14 protein-coding genes are annotated in these 16,730 nt (G+C 64.8%); 8 read left to right on the top strand and 6 right to left on the bottom strand.

Annotated elements, in window-relative coordinates:
• Positions 1–203 precede the first annotated feature (203 nt).
• The 3 genes from AB4Y31_RS24620 (at position 204) to AB4Y31_RS24610 (ending at position 3,793) form a co-directional block, all read left to right on the top strand.
• Positions 204–887, top strand: a complete 684-nt coding sequence (locus AB4Y31_RS24620) for a YoaK family protein (protein ID WP_368676266.1) — start codon at positions 204–206, stop codon at positions 885–887.
• A gap of 182 nt (positions 888–1,069) precedes the next feature.
• A complete protein-coding gene (locus AB4Y31_RS24615) occupies positions 1,070–2,626 on the top strand; it encodes a methyl-accepting chemotaxis protein (protein ID WP_368676265.1) in 1,557 nt (518 codons plus the stop codon).
• 105 nt (positions 2,627–2,731) lie between these two features.
• On the top strand, positions 2,732–3,793 hold the full coding sequence (locus tag AB4Y31_RS24610) for a lyase (RefSeq protein WP_368676264.1): 1,062 nt from the start codon (positions 2,732–2,734) through the stop codon (positions 3,791–3,793).
• An 82-nt stretch (positions 3,794–3,875) separates the two neighbouring features.
• Here the strand turns inward: AB4Y31_RS24610 and AB4Y31_RS24605 are convergent, their stop codons facing one another.
• Positions 3,876–5,321: an NAD-dependent succinate-semialdehyde dehydrogenase gene (locus tag AB4Y31_RS24605; protein WP_368676263.1), complete on the bottom strand. Its 1,446-nt coding sequence runs from the start codon at positions 5,319–5,321 to the stop codon at positions 3,876–3,878.
• Positions 5,322–5,569: 248 nt separating this feature from the next.
• Positions 5,570–5,764: a hypothetical protein gene (locus AB4Y31_RS24600; RefSeq protein ID WP_223258551.1), complete on the bottom strand. Its 195-nt coding sequence runs from the start codon at positions 5,762–5,764 to the stop codon at positions 5,570–5,572.
• A 193-nt stretch (positions 5,765–5,957) separates the two neighbouring features.
• Between AB4Y31_RS24600 and AB4Y31_RS24595 the strand changes: the two genes are divergently transcribed.
• The 4 genes from AB4Y31_RS24595 to AB4Y31_RS24580 all read left to right on the top strand — a co-directional run bounded on the left by AB4Y31_RS24595 (position 5,958) and on the right by AB4Y31_RS24580 (position 10,626).
• Positions 5,958–7,169, top strand: coding sequence for a DUF2252 domain-containing protein (locus AB4Y31_RS24595; protein WP_368676262.1), 1,212 nt, complete (start codon positions 5,958–5,960; stop codon positions 7,167–7,169).
• Positions 7,170–7,276: 107 nt separating this feature from the next.
• Positions 7,277–7,738, top strand: coding sequence for a (2Fe-2S)-binding protein (locus AB4Y31_RS24590; RefSeq protein WP_018439214.1), 462 nt, complete (start codon positions 7,277–7,279; stop codon positions 7,736–7,738).
• Positions 7,739–7,744: 6 nt separating this feature from the next.
• On the top strand, positions 7,745–9,970 hold the full coding sequence (locus AB4Y31_RS24585) for a molybdopterin cofactor-binding domain-containing protein (RefSeq protein WP_368676261.1): 2,226 nt from the start codon (positions 7,745–7,747) through the stop codon (positions 9,968–9,970).
• A gap of 188 nt (positions 9,971–10,158) precedes the next feature.
• Positions 10,159–10,626, top strand: a complete 468-nt coding sequence (locus AB4Y31_RS24580; protein WP_018439212.1) for a hypothetical protein — start codon at positions 10,159–10,161, stop codon at positions 10,624–10,626.
• Positions 10,627–10,707: 81 nt separating this feature from the next.
• Here the strand turns inward: AB4Y31_RS24580 and AB4Y31_RS24575 are convergent, their stop codons facing one another.
• Positions 10,708–11,964, bottom strand: coding sequence for a DUF445 domain-containing protein (locus tag AB4Y31_RS24575; RefSeq protein WP_368676260.1), 1,257 nt, complete (start codon positions 11,962–11,964; stop codon positions 10,708–10,710).
• A gap of 133 nt (positions 11,965–12,097) precedes the next feature.
• Here AB4Y31_RS24575 and AB4Y31_RS24570 point away from each other — a divergent pair, with 133 nt between their 5' ends.
• Positions 12,098–15,223 carry an HAD-IC family P-type ATPase gene (locus tag AB4Y31_RS24570; protein ID WP_368676259.1) on the top strand — a complete coding sequence of 1,042 codons (3,126 nt, stop codon included), beginning with the start codon at positions 12,098–12,100 and terminating at the stop codon, positions 15,221–15,223.
• Between the two features lie 19 nt (positions 15,224–15,242).
• Here AB4Y31_RS24570 and AB4Y31_RS24565 read toward each other — a convergent pair whose 3' ends face one another.
• The 3 genes from AB4Y31_RS24565 to AB4Y31_RS24555 all read right to left on the bottom strand — a co-directional run bounded on the left by AB4Y31_RS24565 (position 15,243) and on the right by AB4Y31_RS24555 (position 16,702).
• Positions 15,243–15,653 (bottom strand): HMA2 domain-containing protein, encoded by a 411-nt coding sequence (locus AB4Y31_RS24565; RefSeq protein ID WP_368676258.1) that lies wholly within the window; start codon positions 15,651–15,653, stop codon positions 15,243–15,245.
• Positions 15,654–15,792: 139 nt separating this feature from the next.
• Positions 15,793–16,356: a hypothetical protein gene (locus AB4Y31_RS24560; protein ID WP_368676257.1), complete on the bottom strand. Its 564-nt coding sequence runs from the start codon at positions 16,354–16,356 to the stop codon at positions 15,793–15,795.
• A complete protein-coding gene (locus tag AB4Y31_RS24555; RefSeq protein ID WP_368676256.1) occupies positions 16,346–16,702 on the bottom strand; it encodes a DUF5132 domain-containing protein in 357 nt (118 codons plus the stop codon). The genes AB4Y31_RS24560 and AB4Y31_RS24555 overlap by 11 nt, the downstream gene beginning before the upstream one ends.
• Between the last annotated feature and the right edge of the window lie 28 nt (positions 16,703–16,730).

The raw sequence follows: 16,730 nt of genomic DNA, 5'->3' as shown, positions 1-16,730 counted from the left end.
CGTCGGATTCGTGCTTGGGCTCGCTCTCTTGCGCGCGCGGCGTTGCGGTGCAGAGGCGACGAATGCGAGCATCGGCAGGAGCCGCAGATAACGTGCCCGTTCGCGAAGACCATTGCGGAGGCAAGGCGGCCGCTCGATTTCTGGGATCTGAGTTGATGTGTCGCCGCCTGGCACAATCGATGCGCGAACCATTTAGATCACAATTGCGTTCCCGCCCCGCGATGTCGATGTTCGTCGTGCTGTCGGCCGTCGCCGGATTCGTCGATGCGGCCTGTTTTCTCGCCTTGTCGAAAGTTTTCACGGCGCATGTCACCGGCAATCTCGCAGCGCTGGCGAGCGCGCTCGTCAAGCCGGACGAGACGACGGCGTTGCGCGTTGCCGTCATCGTCGCGTTCGCCGGCGGCGGCGTGTGCGCCGTCGTTGCGGCACGCATCATCACGATCGATGGCCGCGCCGGGCCGATGCGAGCGCGGCGCGCGGTGATTCTCGTCGAGGCGGCGTGGCTCGCGCTGCTGCTGGTCTCACAGGCGGTGCTGAGCGACGAGACTTGGGCGCGGTACGCCGTGGCGCTCTGCGCCGGAGCTGCGATGGGTTGCCAGAGCGCGCTCTCGAAGCTGCCGGGCGAGCTCGGCATGGGCACACCCACCACCGTCATGACAAGCAACTTCAGCGCGTGGACGATCGCGCTCGTCGAGCGCATGACGCGTCGTCACGATGGCGACAGGCACGATCGGACGCTCGTTCAGCTCTCGCTCCAGCTGCTGCTGTTCGTGGCGGGCGCGGCAGCCGGCGCGCTCGGCTTGCATCGGTTCGGCATCGCCGTACTGGGCGTGCCGCTGGCCTTACTGCTGGGCGTGGTGCTGTTTTGCGGACGCAGGCACGATTAGCATGCAACCGCGTCCCTGAGCGGCGTGAGCCTCCATGATGACGATGTATGAAGATAGACTGCGCTGAGCCGCTCAGATTGTGTGGAGGTTTCCCCCTATCAAGTAGCGCCCCACGTTGCCGTTATACCGCCCGAATCGACAGGCAACCGCGGCATGTTTGCCGCATGACGACAGGGGGAAAAGTGGACCGTCTGAGTCTGAACGCGAAGTTGTGGTTGGCCTTGCTGGTGACATGGCTGGGTTTGCTGTTGTTCGGAGGCTGGGCGGCCATACAAACGCGCGACACGATGCTCGCGGAGCGCAAAGCCGCGATTCGGAACGTCGTCGAGGCGGCGCACGGCATCGTCGCGCAATACGCGCAGATGGCGGAGCGGCACGAGCTGGCCGAAGCCGATGCACAGCAGCAGGCGATGGCGCGTCTTTCCGCGATGCGTTTTCCCGGCAATGGATACATGATCATCACGACCGCGAAACCCGTCGTGATCATGCACCCCGTGCTCGCCGATCTGCGCAACAAAGATGTGAGCCACTACGCGGACAGCGAAGGCAAGCTTCTGTTCGTCGATCTCGTCAAAGTCGGACAGGCCAGCGGTCAAGGATTCGTCCAATACATGGGCCGTGTGGCAGGCAAGACCGAGCGCATGCCGAAGCTCGCTTTCGTGAAGCGGTTCGAGCCGTGGGACTGGTATCTGATTTCAGGCCTTTACATCGACGACATCGACGCGGCTTTCACGGGCGACCTCATTCGCTACCTCATCGCCATCGTCGTGATCGGCAGCTGCGCTTCTCTGGCACTCGTGGTCATCATTCGCAACGTCAAGCGCAGTCTCGGCGGCGAGCCGGCCTATGCGGCGACGGTCGCCCAGACGATCGCCGAAGGCGACCTGACGCACAAGGTCGCGATCGCATCGAACGACGGCAGCATGCTGTCCGCCATGCAGCGCATGCAGCAGAGGCTGGCCGATGCCATTCGTCGCATTCGAGGCAGCACCGAGACGATAACCGACGCGGCGCGGCAGATCGCGGCCGGCAATCTCGACCTGTCGGCGCGCACGGAGCAGCAGGCGTCGTCGCTCGGTGAAACGGCCGCGAGCATGGAACAGCTGACGGCGACCGTGAAGCAGAACGCCGACAACGCGCGACAGGCCAATCAAATGGCGGCCGAGACCTCGCGGATCGCTGGCGAGGGCGGTGAAGCCGTGCAGCAAGTCGTCTCGACGATGCAAACGATCGCCGACAGTTCGAGCCGCGTCGTCGACATCATTTCCGTCATCGAGGGCATCGCGTTCCAGACGAACATCCTGGCGCTCAACGCGGCCGTCGAGGCAGCCCGCGCGGGCGAGCAAGGACGCGGCTTCGCCGTCGTGGCGGGCGAAGTGCGCAATCTCGCGCAGCGCAGCTCGGAAGCGGCGAAGGAGATCAAGTCGCTCATCGAGGAATCGGTCGGCCGCGTCGAAAACGGCAGGACGCTCGTCGAGGCAGCCGGCGCGAAGATGCAATCCCTGGTTCAATCGGTGCGGCGCGTGACGGACATCATCAGCGAGATCTCGGCCGCCTCCGAGGAGCAGAGCCGCGGCATCGAGCAGGTCAACATCGCCATCGCGCAAATGGATCAGACGACGCAACAAAACGCGGCGATGGTCGAAGAAGCTGCCGCCGCGGCACAATCGATGGAAGAACAGGCCCGTCTGCTCTCGGAAGTCGTGGGCGTGTTCCGCGTGGCGGGGGCGTCGGCTTAGCGCCTCATTCGGTTCTCGTTAAGAACAAGGCGCGTGGCGCTTCCCCTATCGGTGACAGAATATCGAGCGTCGAACATCACCGATTCAAAGAGACGGGAGGCGCAGATGAGGAAGATCGCCAACGAACGAGTTGTCGGAGCATCAGGCAACGCTCTCGCAGCCCGGCTCAAGCAATTTTTTGCGCCGGGAGTGGCCGGCATGGCGCTGGCGCTCGCACTCAGCTCCGCGTTCGCGCAAGCGCAAGCGCCGGCATTCGATAGTTTCGCCGTTCCGCCCGGTAGCGCGCCTCACGATGTCGCGCCGGTGCCAGTCGCGGGCGGTGCCGTCTGGTTCACCGAGCAAGCGCAGGGCGCGGTGGGCCGGCTCGATCCGCGCACGGGGAAGATCGAGAAGATTCCGCTCGGTGAGGGATCGGCACCGCATGGGGTGATCGTCGGTCCCGATCGAGCCGCCTGGGTGACCGACGGCGGCGCGAACGCGATCGTGCGCATCGACGCCGAGACGCTCGCCGTCAAGCGTTTCCCATTGCCGAAAGACCGGCCCGAGGCCAATCTCAACACCGCCGTATTCGACAAGCAGGGCCATCTTTGGTTTACGGGGCAAAGCGGCCTCTACGGCGAGCTCGATCCGCAGACTGGAAGCATGCACGTCTTCGACGCGCCGCGAGGCCCAGGGCCCTATGGGATCTGCGTGACCCCCGACGGCAGTCTCTATTTCGCCTCACTGGCCGGCAGCTATCTGGGCCGCATCGATCCGAAGACGGGCGCGACGGAGGTGATCGAACCGCCCACGCCCAATCAAGGCGCGCGCCGCGTCTGGTCCGATTCGAAAGGGCGCGTCTGGATCAGCGAATGGAACGCCGGGAAAGTCGGCATGTACGATCCGGCCACGCGTGGATGGCGCGAATGGCGATTGCCTGGCGACAATCCGCACGATTACGCCATCTTCGTGGACGATCAGGATATCGTCTGGCTCAGTGAGTGGATCGCCAATGCACTCGTGCGCTTCGATCCGCGCACCGAACGGTTCGCCGTGTTCGCGCTGCCTCGCGCACACGCGAATGTGCGTCAGATGGCCGGCCGCCCGGGCGAGGTCTGGCTCTCGGAATCGGGCACGGATCACCTGCTGCGCTACCGGTCCGGGAACACCGGCTCGCGCGGCAATTGATTCGCCTGCCCGCACGGCCGCGAGGGCCCATCGCTGACGATGAGCCTGTTCGCACCGTCCGTTGTTGCCGTCGTTGTTACTTTTAAACCGCTGTCACCGTGACCGACTTCGTGACGAGATACGGCTCGAGCGACTCAGGACCACCTTCTGAGCCATAACCGGAATCCTTCACGCCGCCGAACGGCATTTCGGGCCACGGCGTGGCCGGCTGATTGATCCAGAGCATGCCGACCTCGAGCCGCTGCGTGAGCAGATGGACGTTGCTGAACGAGCGCGTGAACGCGTAGCCCGCAAGGCCGTACGGTAGCCGGTTGGCCTCGTTGATGGCCTCGTCGAGCGAGTCGAAGCCGCGTACCGCCGCAATCGGGCCGAACGGTTCGTTGTTGAAGACATCGGCATCGAGCGGGACGTCGGTCAGGACTGTCGGCGCAAAGAAGTTGCCCTCGCTGCCGATGCGCTCGCCGCCCGTCGCAATGGTTGCACCCTTCGCCCGTGCGTCGGACAGCACGCTGGTCATCGCGCTCAGCCGGCGCTCATTGGCAAGCGGCCCGAGCGTCGTGCCTGCGGCAAGGCCATCGCCGACCTTGATGCTCTGCGCGTGCTTGACGAGCGCTTGCTGGAACGCCTCGCGAATGCTGTTGTGGACGAGAAAGCGAGTCGGCGAGATACAAACCTGACCGGCATTGCGGAATTTCGCGCCGCCCGAGATTCGCGCCGCGAGCTCGAGGTCGGCATCTTCGGCAACGATCACGGGCGCGTGGCCGCCGAGCTCCATCGTCACGCGCTTCATGTGCTGACCGGCGAGCGCAGCGAGCTGTTTGCCCACGGGCGTCGAGCCCGTGAACGTGACCTTGCGGATGGCCGGGTGCGGAATCAAGTAGCCCGAGATCTCGGCCGGGTTGCCGTACACGAGCCCGATCACCCCTGCGGGCACGCCGGCATCCGCGAAGGCGCGCAACAGTTGCGCCGGCGAAGCGGGCGTCTCTTCAGGCGCCTTCACGATGAACGAGCAGCCGGTCGTGAGCGCCGCGCAGAGCTTGCGCACGACCTGGTTGACCGGAAAATTCCACGGCGTAAATGCCGCGACGGGGCCGACCGGCTCCTTGACGACGAGCTGCTGAACGGCAAGGCTGCGCGACGGCACGACGCGCCCATAGACGCGACGTCCTTCGTCCGCAAACCATTCGATGATGTCCGCCGCCGCCAATACTTCGATGCGGGATTCGGCGAGCGGCTTGCCCTGCTCCAGCGTCATCAGCCGCGCGATCGTCTGGCCACGCTCGCGCAGCAGCGCGGCGGCTTTGCGCATCGTGACCGCGCGCTCGTGCGCGGGCACCTTGCGCCAGATCTCGAAACCGCGTTGGGCAGCCGACACAGCTTGCTCGAGATCCGCGATGCCGGCGTGCGCCACGGTGCCGATCACCTTGCCCGTGGCCGGATTGACCACGTCGATGGTCTTGCCGCTCGCGGCGTCGCACCACTCGCCGTTGATGAGCAACTGCGTGTCCACGTACCCTTCGATTGCCATGCTGATCTCCTGTTTTCTGCCCGGAAAGACGTCCTACCGGAATCCTCTGCGCGCTCGCTCATTGGATGGTCGAGCTGCAAGGCGGCGGGAAAACCGTAACTTTCGCAGAATTTGCGGTTTTTAGCAGAGCAACGGACGGAAGGCGATCGAAACGCCAGATGCTTTCAGTTTGCCAACAACAGCCTCACCCAGTACGCTCGGGACAGCGGATGCGCGCAGCGGGCAAGTCGAGCGTCGAGCGCTTGACTTCAATCGACGGCGACAGTTCCCAGCAGATCGAGCAGCGCGCACAACCGTTGGCGCTCGAGCATCGATATGCTCGGAAGTTCCAGCAGGCTGTCGATTTGCGAGACCCAGTATTCGCGGCGAATCAGGCGCGGACGCGTGATCAACACGTTCACGGCCTTCTCCAGTTGTCCCACATCGGCTTTCAGCATATTCACATGCATCTCCTTCGCGACAACGTATCATCGCCATCGCCTCATGTCGGCGAGCAAACCCCATTGCCCCAGGCGGTGCGCGGTCAAACGTTTGCGCCCGGCTGCTTGGCTTCCATGACAGTTCGATGACTACTGCCTATAACGACGACGGCCCAAAGAATCTTGATTGGGGAAAACACTTACATGGAGATCCGTCATGCCGGATGTCACGACCGAAATCGCGCGATTCAACGCAGGCCGCGATCACGAACGCCTCGCCATGAAGTATCGGCTCATGCGGGCCTCCGCTTTCGCGTTTCTGCGAGGCACCTGTCATCTTTTCTATGCGCGCGTGCGCGGTCTGCATGACGGAGGCGTGCTTGCGCAAGGGCCGACGATTTGGGCCTGCGGCGACATGCACTTGCAGAACTTCGGCAGCTACAAGGGCGACAACGGGCTCGTCTATTTCGATATCAACGACTTCGACGAAGCTTGCCTCGCCCCTTGCCTTTATGAATTCATCCGCTTGCTCACGAGCGTGCTCGTCGCCGCGGAGGATCTGCGCATCAGCCGCGCCGAGGCGCTCGCCTTGTGCCACGTGGCCGTCGAATCGTATGGCACGGCCCTGGGCCTCGGCAAAGCGCGCTGGATCGAGCACGAGCTGGCCGAGGGCATGGTGCGCGAGCTTTTCGATTCGCTGGGTAAGCGCACAAGAGTCGATCTTCTGAATCGACGCACCGAGTCGAACGGCAAAAAGCGCGTCCTCAAGATCGACGGCAAGAAGGCACTGGCGATCGACGACGAAAGACGAGCTGCGGTGATGGCCTTCATGAGCGATTTCGCGAGCGGCCAGGACAATCCCGGTTTCTACCGGCCGCTCGACGTGGCGCGGCGGATCGCGGGAACGGGCAGCCTCGGCGTCGATCGGTATGTGATCCTCGTCGAAGGGAAAGGCTCGCCCGACGGCAACTACCTGCTCGATCTCAAGCAAGCGTTGCCGTCGTCGCTCGCCCCCAACCTCACGGTGGCGCAACCGCATTGGGATAGCGAAGCGCGCCGCGTGGTGGAAGTGCAAGCGCGCGCTCAAGCCGTACCGCAAGCGCTTTTGCACGCGGTAACGTTCGAGAAACGCCCATACGTGCTGCGCAGCCTGCAGCCCTCGGAAGACCGCGTCGACCTGGGCGCTTGGGACGGCAAGTTGCCGCGACTCGAATCGGTCGTCGACAACATGGCGCAGCTCTCGGCATGGGCGCAATTGCGCAGCGGCGGCCGCCAAGGGTCCGCGATCGCCGACGAACTGATCGCGTTCGGCGCGCGAAAAGATTGGCGGCTTCCGTTGATCGATCTTGCCGTCAAATGCGCCGAGCAGGTCGTCGGCGATTGGCGCGAGTACTGCGAAGGCTACGATCGCGGCGCGTTCAAGAACTGACTCGTCGCATCCAAAAGAATTAGGCAAGAAATTCGGAGGATTCGATAAGCGAAGGATGTGCAGTTTCATGCACACTCCCACATCGTCGCAGACCTCCGGAGCCGTCAATGTCCACCTCGTTCGTTCTCAACGGCAAGTCCACGACCCTCGATGCCGATCCCGACATGCCGTTGCTGTGGGCCATCCGCGAAGTCGCTGGGCTCCACGGAACCAAGTTCGGCTGCGGGATGGCGCAATGCGGCGCCTGCACCGTTCATCTCGAGGGCCAGGCCATACGTTCCTGCGTGACGCCGCTCTCAGCCGTCGCCGGCCGCCACATCACCACGATCGAAGGCCTGCAAGGAAAGCCCGCGAAGGCCGTGCAAGCCGCGTGGGTCAAGCTTCAGGTTCCCCAGTGCGGCTATTGCCAATCCGGTCAGATCATGTCGGCCGCGGCGCTGCTCGAACACAATCCGGCGCCCACCGATGCCGACATCGATGCCGCGATGAGCGGGAACATCTGCCGATGCGCGACCTATGCGCGCATTCGCGCCGCCATTCATGAAGCCGCTCAAGAGATCAAGGGGTAACGACTCATGACGACCGATATCGCTGAAGTATCGCGGCCGGCACGGCGCGAGTTTCTCAAGGGCGTCGGCAGCGCGGCGGCGCTCGCGCTCACCATCGGCTTCGAATGGGGCGTCTCGGCGCCGCGCGCGCTCGCCGCGACGTCCGCATCGGGCGGCCCAGGCGGCCCGGCGGGCGGCACCTTCATGCCTAACGCATTCCTGCGAATCGGCACGGACAATCGCGTGACCGTCATCGCGAAGCATGTCGAGCTGGGTCAGGGAGCCTATACGGGCATCGCGACGATTGTCGCCGAGGAGCTCGACGCCGACTGGTCGCAGATCGGCGTCGAAAGCGCGCCGGCCGACGCAACGCGCTACGCGAACCTCGCATTCGGCAAGATCCAGGGCACGGGCGGAAGCTCGGCGATGTCGAACTCGTGGATGCAGCTTCGCGAAGCGGGCGCCAAGGCGCGCGCCATGCTGATCGCGGCGGCGGCGCAACAATGGAACGTGCCCGCGACCGAGCTTCGCGCCGAACGCGGCACCGTCCATCATTCGGCAAGCGGCAAGCAGGCGACTTACGGCTCGCTGGTCCCCGTCGCGGCAAAACTTCCCGTACCCGAGACCGTCGCGCTCAAAGACCCGAAGACGTTCAAGCTCGTCGGCGCGAAACCGCTGCCGCGCGTGGACGTTCCCCCGAAGACGAACGGGACGGCGCAATTCACGATCGACGTTGCATTGCCCGGCATGCTCGTCGCCGTCATGCAGCGCCCGCCGCTCTTCGGCGGCACGGTGAAGTCGTTCGACGCGTCGGCGGCGAAGGCGGTGCCCGGCGTCGTCGACGTCGTGCAGGTTCCGCGCGGCGTCGCCGTCGTCGCGAAAAGCTTTTGGGCCGCGAAGAAAGGACGCGACGCGCTCAAGGTCGAATGGGACGATAGCCGCGCCGAAAAGCGCAGCTCGGCCGATATCATGGCCGAGTACCGCCGCCTTGCCGACAAGCCTGGCCTGCCCGCTCGCGTAGTCGGCGACGCGCCGAAGGCGATCGCCGGCGCCGCGCGAAAAGTTTCGGCCTCCTATGAATTCCCCTATCTCGCTCATGCTCCGATGGAGCCGCTCGACGCCGTCGTCAAGCTCACGGCCGACAGCTGCGAGATATGGGCGGGCGATCAGTTCCAGACCGTCGATCAGGGCAATGCCGCGCGCGTCGCGGGCCTTCAGCCGGAGCAAGTGCGGATTCATACGCTCTATGCGGGCGGCAGCTTTGGACGGCGCGCCAACGCGGAATCGGACTACATCGTCGAAGCGGTGTCGATCGCCAAGGCACTCGGCGCCAATGGCACGCCGGTCAAGCTGCAATGGACGCGCGAAGACGACATTCACGGCGGCCGCTATCGCCCGATGTATTTCCACAAGCTCGAGGCTGGCCTCTCCGCCGACGGCCAGTTGACCGGCTGGCGGCACGTGATCGTCGGGCAGTCGATCCTCGCGGGCACGCCGTTCGAGGCGGTGATGGTCAAGAACGGCGTCGATGCGACCTCGGTCGAAGGCGCGGCGAACATCGGCTATGCGATTCCGAACATCGCCGTCGAGCTCTCGACGACGCAATCGGCCGTACCGGTGCTCTGGTGGCGCGTCGTCGGCAGTTCGCACACGGCCTTCGCCGTCGAGGCGTTCATCGATGAAGTCGCTCACTCGGCGGGCCAGGACCCCTACACTTTCCGGCGCAATTTGCTCGCGCACGAGCCGCGCATGCGAGCGGTGCTCGATCTCGCCGCCGAGCGAGCCGGCTGGAGCAATACGCCGCTACCGCCGGGCAAGGGCCGTGGCATCGCCGTCGCCGAAGCCTTCCATTCGTTCGTCGCGCAGGTGGCCGAAGTCACCGTCGACAAGGACGGCAAGGTCAAGGTCGACCGTGTCGTCTGCGCCGTCGATTGCGGCACGCCGATCAATCCGGACATCATCGCGGCGCAGATGGAAGGCGGCATCGGCTTCGGGCTCGGCGCGGCGCTCTCGAGCGCGATCACGCTCAAGGACGGGCACGTCGAGCAAAACAACTTCGACGGCTATCAAGTCTTGCGCATCGACGCCATGCCGAAAGTGGAGGTCCATATCGTGCCCTCGAACGAAGCGCCCACGGGCGTCGGCGAGCCGGGCGTGGCGCCGATCGGCCCCGCCGTCGCGAATGCCATCTTCGCCGCGACGGGCAAGCGCGTCCATGTCTTGCCATTCGCCGCCGCCAACGTCCAAGCGTGAGAAACAATCTCAACGCGAGGGCTCAGCCATAGCGAGGAACAATTGTTGCGGCGACCTACATTGCTCTATCGTAGTAGCAGGGCGGCGTTGCGACGCCCGGGGGCGTGACTGCGCTCGCGCGATGAAGCGGGGGGCCGCCGCGCTTCTCGCCCTGCTCAAATGATTTTCTTGCAGTTGAGGAGGCTCAAATGGCAACAAGTCGAGATGAAAAGGAGAAGGCGACCGGCGCTGAAAACACGCAGGCAACGCAGGGAGCTGACCAATCGCCCTCGGGCGACGGCAAAGGCCGTGGCGCGAGATATGGACTGCGCGGCCCGGCCCGGGTCGCTTCAGAAGAATTCGGTGGCCCGATCATCGGGTTCGTCTGCGACACGGTGACGGGGACACTACGTATGACCGGCACCGTTGCAAACGACGCAGTGGAAATCGTGCGCGACGTGTTGACCGGCGCGGTGCACGCGACCGAGGAGGTCGGCACGGAAACGCTCGGCGCTGTCGGAACGCTCGGCAATGGGGTCGTGACGACCGCACGCGAGATTCTCGTGGGCGGCGTCGGCGGTGTCCGGGAGATACTCGGGTCCGCGGTACCGCTGCGTGGATCGGCGCGGGAGGAAGGCGTCGGTACGCGCGAGCGCGAGTCGGCGGGTAAAGCCTAAGTACTGGCTGGCGCGGTCGATTGCGCTTCGCCGGGGTGGGTGGCCGTGGTTCACGAGAGCGGCGGCGCCCCCCCCGGAAAATCAGAAAAGCGTTCCAAGCGCGTGCAGCACCAGACCCACCATGCCCCCGATCAACGTTCCGTTGACTCGGACGAATTGCAGATCGCGCCCCACCTCCACCTCGAGTTTTTCCGTCACGGTCGCGGTATCCCAACGCCGCACCGTGTCGGCAATCAGTCGCGCGAGCTCGTGCCGCTGAGCGGGCATCATATCGAGGATCGCCTCTCGCGCCCGCTCGTTCATCCGCGAGCGTAACGCTTCATCGCGCAACGCTTCGCGCGTCCATTGCGTAATGAGCGTCTGCAGTCGCGCCTTCACGACCGAATCGGGTGCCTGCGCGTCCATGCGCGTTTGTTCGACGAGCTCGCTCCAAAGGCTGCCGACCCAAGTTGCGAACGCAGGATGCTCGAGCAACTGCTCGCGCCATGCCTCGCATTTCGCCAGATAGGCCGGCGACGCGGCGAGCCCGGCGATCAGCTCATGCGCGAACTCGCCGAAGCGGCGCCGCCATGGATGATCGCGATTGTCGCGCACGTCGGTCATCGCTTCGTCGATGACGCGAATGACCGCGTCGGCGACCTTATCGTCGAGCGCGATGCGCTGCCATATCCATCCAGTGCCTTCGCGCACGCGGCGGCGGATCAGGTCGTGGTTCTCGTGAAAGAGCAACGCCAGCTCTTCGAGCGCAGGCGTAATGAGCGCATCGTAGTCGATGGTTTGCGCCACTTGCGTGAGCACGCCGCCCACGAGCGGCGCAAGCTCGATCTCGCGGATGCGTGCCGCGAGCGCGCTGCGCGTGAATTGCTCGACATCCTCGGTGCCGACACTGGCCAACAAGTCCGGCATCAGCCCAGCCAGATAGTCGGCGATCTGCCCCGTCTGCTCGGGCTTGCCGATCCATCGCACGAATGCGCCCGAAAGATCGACGTCGGCAAGCTTCGCCGCGATGTCTTCCTGCGATAGAAAATTCTGCTCGAAGAAATTGCCAAGGTTCTCGCCGATACGGTCTTTGTTGCGCGGGATGATCGCCGTATGCGGCAACGGCAGACGCAGCGGGTGCCGAAACAAGGCCGTGACGGCGAACCAATCCGCGATGCCGCCGGCCATGCCCGCCTCGGCGAACGCGCGGACGAAACCGAGCACAGGATATGCTCGCTCGAAAAACGCCGAAACGGCGAAGAGCGCGATCATCGCAATCAGCAGCCCTGTCGCGGCCGCTTTCATACGCCGCAGGTCGCGCGCTTTGTCGGGTCGTTGCTGTCGTTTGTCTCGTTTCATTTGCGGTCGATCGCGAGAACCTCGTGGACTGGCCGTCATTCTAGGCGACCCTTGGGGCTATCCCTAAACGGCTGGCATTCGCATCAGATTGACCTATGCTTGGTCTCTCAACCGCTGACGACGAAGAACACTCATGAACGGGCGCTCCGATGCGGCTCTCGCCACCGCGCTTGCGCGCGCGCCGGGCGAGCCTGCCCCGATGCCTGATGCAGCGAACGCGGCCGTCGTCCTGCACTCGGCCGTGCCAGGGCGCGCAAGATTGCATGTACCGCGACTCTACCGCGACGAAGCGACGTGCAACGCCTTCACGCAGAGTTTGACTGCCCGCGGCCCCGTCCGCCGCGTCCAAGCCAGCTCGATGACGGGAAACGCGCTGATATGGTTCGATCCGGCGATCCCGGTCGCCGAGATCGCCGCGCTGGCCAACGAGCCGCCAAACGGTTTCACTCCGAATCATTCGCCACTGTCTGCCAGCGCAAGTGAAAGCGCAACGGCACGCGTTCTTCATCCTCCGTTTGCCGCGCGCGAACAGGACCGCAAAGAGCGTGCGCGCGCAAGTGCCGGTCAGCTCGGCCAGGCCGCGCGGCCGTGGCACGTGCTCGATGCGAAGGAAGTGTTGCTCGCGCTCGGCTCGTCGAGGCTTCGCGGTCTGTCCGAGCACGCAGCGCGGCGGCGGCGGCTCGCCAACGGGCCGAATCGCTTGCAGCGGCCGCAGCGTCGCTCGCCGCTCGCCATGTTCGTGTCGCAATTCAAGAGCTTGCCCGTTGCGCTCCTGGCGAGTTCGGCCGTCGTCTCGATCGCCACCGGGGGGCTCGCCGATGCCGTGCTGATCACCGGAGTCGTGATCGTGAATGCGGTGATCGGCTATGCGACCGAGGCGCAGACCGAACGTGCGATCGACGCGCTCAGCGAGGACACGGAACGGCATGCGCTCGTGCTGCGCAACGGGGCCTTGCGCCGGATCGACGCCAGCGATCTCGTCGTCGGCGACATACTCGTGCTGTCGGGCGGTGCCTACGTGCCCGCGGATGCACGCGTGATCGAAGCCCGGCAACTGTCCGCCGACGAGTCCGCGCTGACAGGCGAAAGCGTGGCAGCAAATAAGTCGTCGAATCGCACCGACAGCGAGGACGTCGCGCTCGCGGATCGGACCTGCATGGTCTATATGGGCACGACGATCGTCACGGGCAACGGCCTCGCGGTAGTCGTCGCCATCGGACGCGCCACCGAGATCGGTCTCATTCAAACGCTCGTCGGCACCACGCGCCCGCCGGCCACGCCGATGCAGCGGCAGATGGAACGCCTCGGCAATCAGACAGTGCGAATCGCGGCCGCGATCTGCGGCCTGGTCTTCGTTCTAGGCCTGCTGCGCGGGCGCGGCTTGCTCGAGATGTTCAAGGCGTCGGTATCGCTCGCCGTCGCCGCGGTGCCCGAAGGACTCCCGACCGTCGCGACGACGACGCTCGCTCTCGGCATCCGCCGCATGCGCCGGCAAAACGTGCTCGTGCGCCGGCTCGACGCCGTCGAAACGCTCGGTGCCGTCCATACCGTTTGCTTCGATAAGACCGGCACACTGACGGTCAACCGCATGCGCGTGCTCGCCATGCATGCGAACGGCGAGCGCAGCGCCGTGATGGACGGTCTCCTGTATTCGCCGCAAGGTCGAATCGATCTCTTCGCGCGCGAGGACGTGCTGAGGCTCATGCACGTCGCTGTGCTCTGCAATGAAGTGCAGTTGCGAGGCACGGCGCCGCGCTATCGTCTCGACGGTTCTTCGACCGAAATCGCGCTCGTCGAGCTGGCGCTCGCCGCCGGCATCGACGTCAATGCCGTGCGCATGCGTCATCCGCAGCTGAAGATCGCGTATCGCGCCGAAGATCGAAACTACATGTGCACGCTGCATCGGCATGCGGAATCGGGAGGGCATATCCTCGCCGTCAAAGGCAACCCGGTCGAGGTGCTTGCGCTTTGCGACGAGCAGATGAAAGACGGTCAACGCCTTCCACTGGACGACGAAAATCGCCGCCGCATTACGGAGGCGAACGTCGAGATGGGCGGCAGCGGGCTGCGTTTGCTCGGGTTCGCCTATGCGTCAGGCGACGAAACGCTGGGCGTGGATTCGCGCGGCCTTTGCTGGCTCGGCATGCTGGGACTCGCCGACCCGATCCGCGAGGGAGCGAAGGAGCTGATCGCCCTCTTCGAAAGAGCCGGCATCAAGACCGTCATCATCACCGGCGACCAGAGCGTCACGGCGCGGGCGATCGGCAAGACGCTCGGCATCGGAACCAACGGCGGCGCGATCGTCGTCGACTCGACGCAGATCAACGGCATCGACGAAGCCGCCTTCGCCGAGCTTGCCGCGGACGCCGACATTTTCGCGCGTGCGAGCGCCGCGCAAAAGCTCAGTATCGTGCGCAGGCTGCAACGCCAGAACCAGGTCATTGCGATGGTCGGTGACGGGGTCAACGATGGTCCCGCGCTCAAAGCCGCGGACATCAGCGTGGCGATGGGGCGCCACAGCACGGATCTGGCACGCGAAGTGGCGGACGTCGTCCTGGAAGACGACGATCTCCAGACGCTCACGATCGCGATGAGTCAGGGTCGGACCATTTACAACAACATCCGAAAATCGGTGCACTTTCTCGTCTCGACGAACATGAGCGAAATCATCGTGACGCTGTCGGCTTTCGGCCTCGGTATCGGCCAGCCGCTCACGCCGATGCAGCTGCTCTGGATCAATCTTCTGAGCGACGTCTTCCCTGCCCTCGCGCTCGCCGTGGAGCCTCCCGAACCCGACGTGCTGCAAAGACCGCCGCGCGATCCCGGTGAAGCGATCGTGCAGCGCGCGGACATGCTCCGGTACGGCAAGGAAGCGCTCGCGATCAGCGGCGGGGCGCTCGCGAGTCATACCTTCGCGGCGATGCGCCACGGTGTCGGCGCGGCGGCTGGGACCGTTTCGTTCATGACGCTCACGCTCGCTCAGCTCTTGCATGCGTATAGCTGCCGTTCGTCGACGCGCGGCGCGCTCAGCATCGTCAAGCGGCCACGCAACCGGCAACTCGATCTCGCGATCGGCGGCTCGGTGGCGCTGCAACTGCTTGCCAGTGCGATCCCGGGGTTGAATGGAATGCTCGGACTGTCGCGCATCGATGTGCTCGATGCGCTGGCCATCGCCGCCGGTGCGACGGCGCCCTATCTGCTGAACGAATCGACGAAGCCGGCGCTGGCCGTGCGCAACGGGCCGCACCAGCCGCGCTGATCGCTTGTTGTCGGATTCGTTAGATCAATGCCGCGACGAGCGCGATCGCGCAGCGCTCGACCAGCGCTTCGATCGTCTTGTCGACGAGCGCATCCGCGAGCGACCGGGAAGGCATTGCCCGTGCAATACCGCCGATCTGCGGCATCGTCGCCGCCGGGGCAGTCACATAGGGAATCGCTCGCGCTTCGAGCAAGCCGCACGCCTTGAGTTCGGCGAAGATCCGCTCGGCGCTGACGAACTGGGGGTCGAAACGCACGACGAGGCTGCCGGTAAGCGAGTTACCGATCGCGCTGCGCACTCCATCGAGCACGCATAGTTGCTGCTCGGCAAGGCGCGCGCGCGCGTCGTTCCGTTTGATCGCCGAAAGCTTCAGTCGAAGCCGGCCGGGCACGTGATGAACGTGATCCGCGAAATACTCTGACTCTGCCATCCTTGCAAGCGCCCCGTTACACATCCATGCCGATAGCTCGGCGTCATGCGTTATTGCAACGCGTCGATGTGACGGCTTGATTAAAGAGCGCTGTTTTTCGCGGAAGGCATGCGATTTTTTCGCCCCGGGCGACGCAAGCTTATCGCCGATTCGGATCCGCGTCGTCGCCCGCTGCTGGCGGTACGGGTACGGGCGGCAGGGGCGCAGGAGAATCAGTACGCGCGCGAGGACGAGCACGCCACGCGTCATAGGCGTACCAGAACAGCGTGACGGCGGGGGCCATGATCTGCCCCCTGACCGTTTGCAGCGTACCGAGGCCGGCAAGCGTCGCACTGAGCCTGCGCGCCTGCGCTCGCTCGCGCTCCTCGTGAGGCTCGCCGGGTTTGCGGCGGGCGATCGCCGGCTCGCGGCGCATCACCGCATGGGCGCGCGCAGGCGCGCTTTCCTCCGACGAGACGCGCGGGGGCCGAAGCGAGAACAACCCATGCCGATCCGCATAGGTCGCAATCGCGTCGACTGTCGTCGTATGCCGGATCAGTATGCTGCCCGTCAGCGGACTCGCATGCACATCCGTCACGCCGTCGCATTGCGCGAGACGCCGCGACAGGTCGGAAAAGTACGCGGCGTCGCGACGCCGCGAGCGCAGTTTGATGCGCAGCCTCCCCGCGATCCGATGCGTGAGCTGCGCTTCGTCAAGAGGCACCGGGATGATCCTGTGAAGAAGAAGATGTGGCCGCTTCGCCGCCGTTCGCCCCGTGCGCCGCACCCGCCGCGGACATTCCTTCGACGATTGCGCCTTCGCGCGGATGCTGATGCTCGAGCTCGGCGCGCGCCTCGGCCACGAGGTCTTCGAACACCTCGGCCATTTCCGCGGCGGCCTCTCTGCCTTTGTCGAAAAGAATGACGCCTGTCTTGATCACCGATTTCGCAAGCGGCTTCGAGACGGCGGCAACGACGGGCAATACGACCGGTGCAAGCACTACTGCACCGACGCCAACCGCGAGCCCCGCCAAGAGGTTGCCCCTGAAGAAGTCGTCCAGTCCGGCCATGACGCGCCCTCCGCAAAGAAATCCATTA

Origin of the sequence: Trinickia sp. EG282A (assembly GCF_040965455.1) — a bacterium.
In the GTDB taxonomy this organism is placed as follows: domain Bacteria; phylum Pseudomonadota; class Gammaproteobacteria; order Burkholderiales; family Burkholderiaceae; genus Trinickia; species Trinickia symbiotica.
The sequence above is the reverse complement of the archived record's forward strand: the minus strand, read 5'-3'. Positions and strand labels throughout refer to the sequence as shown.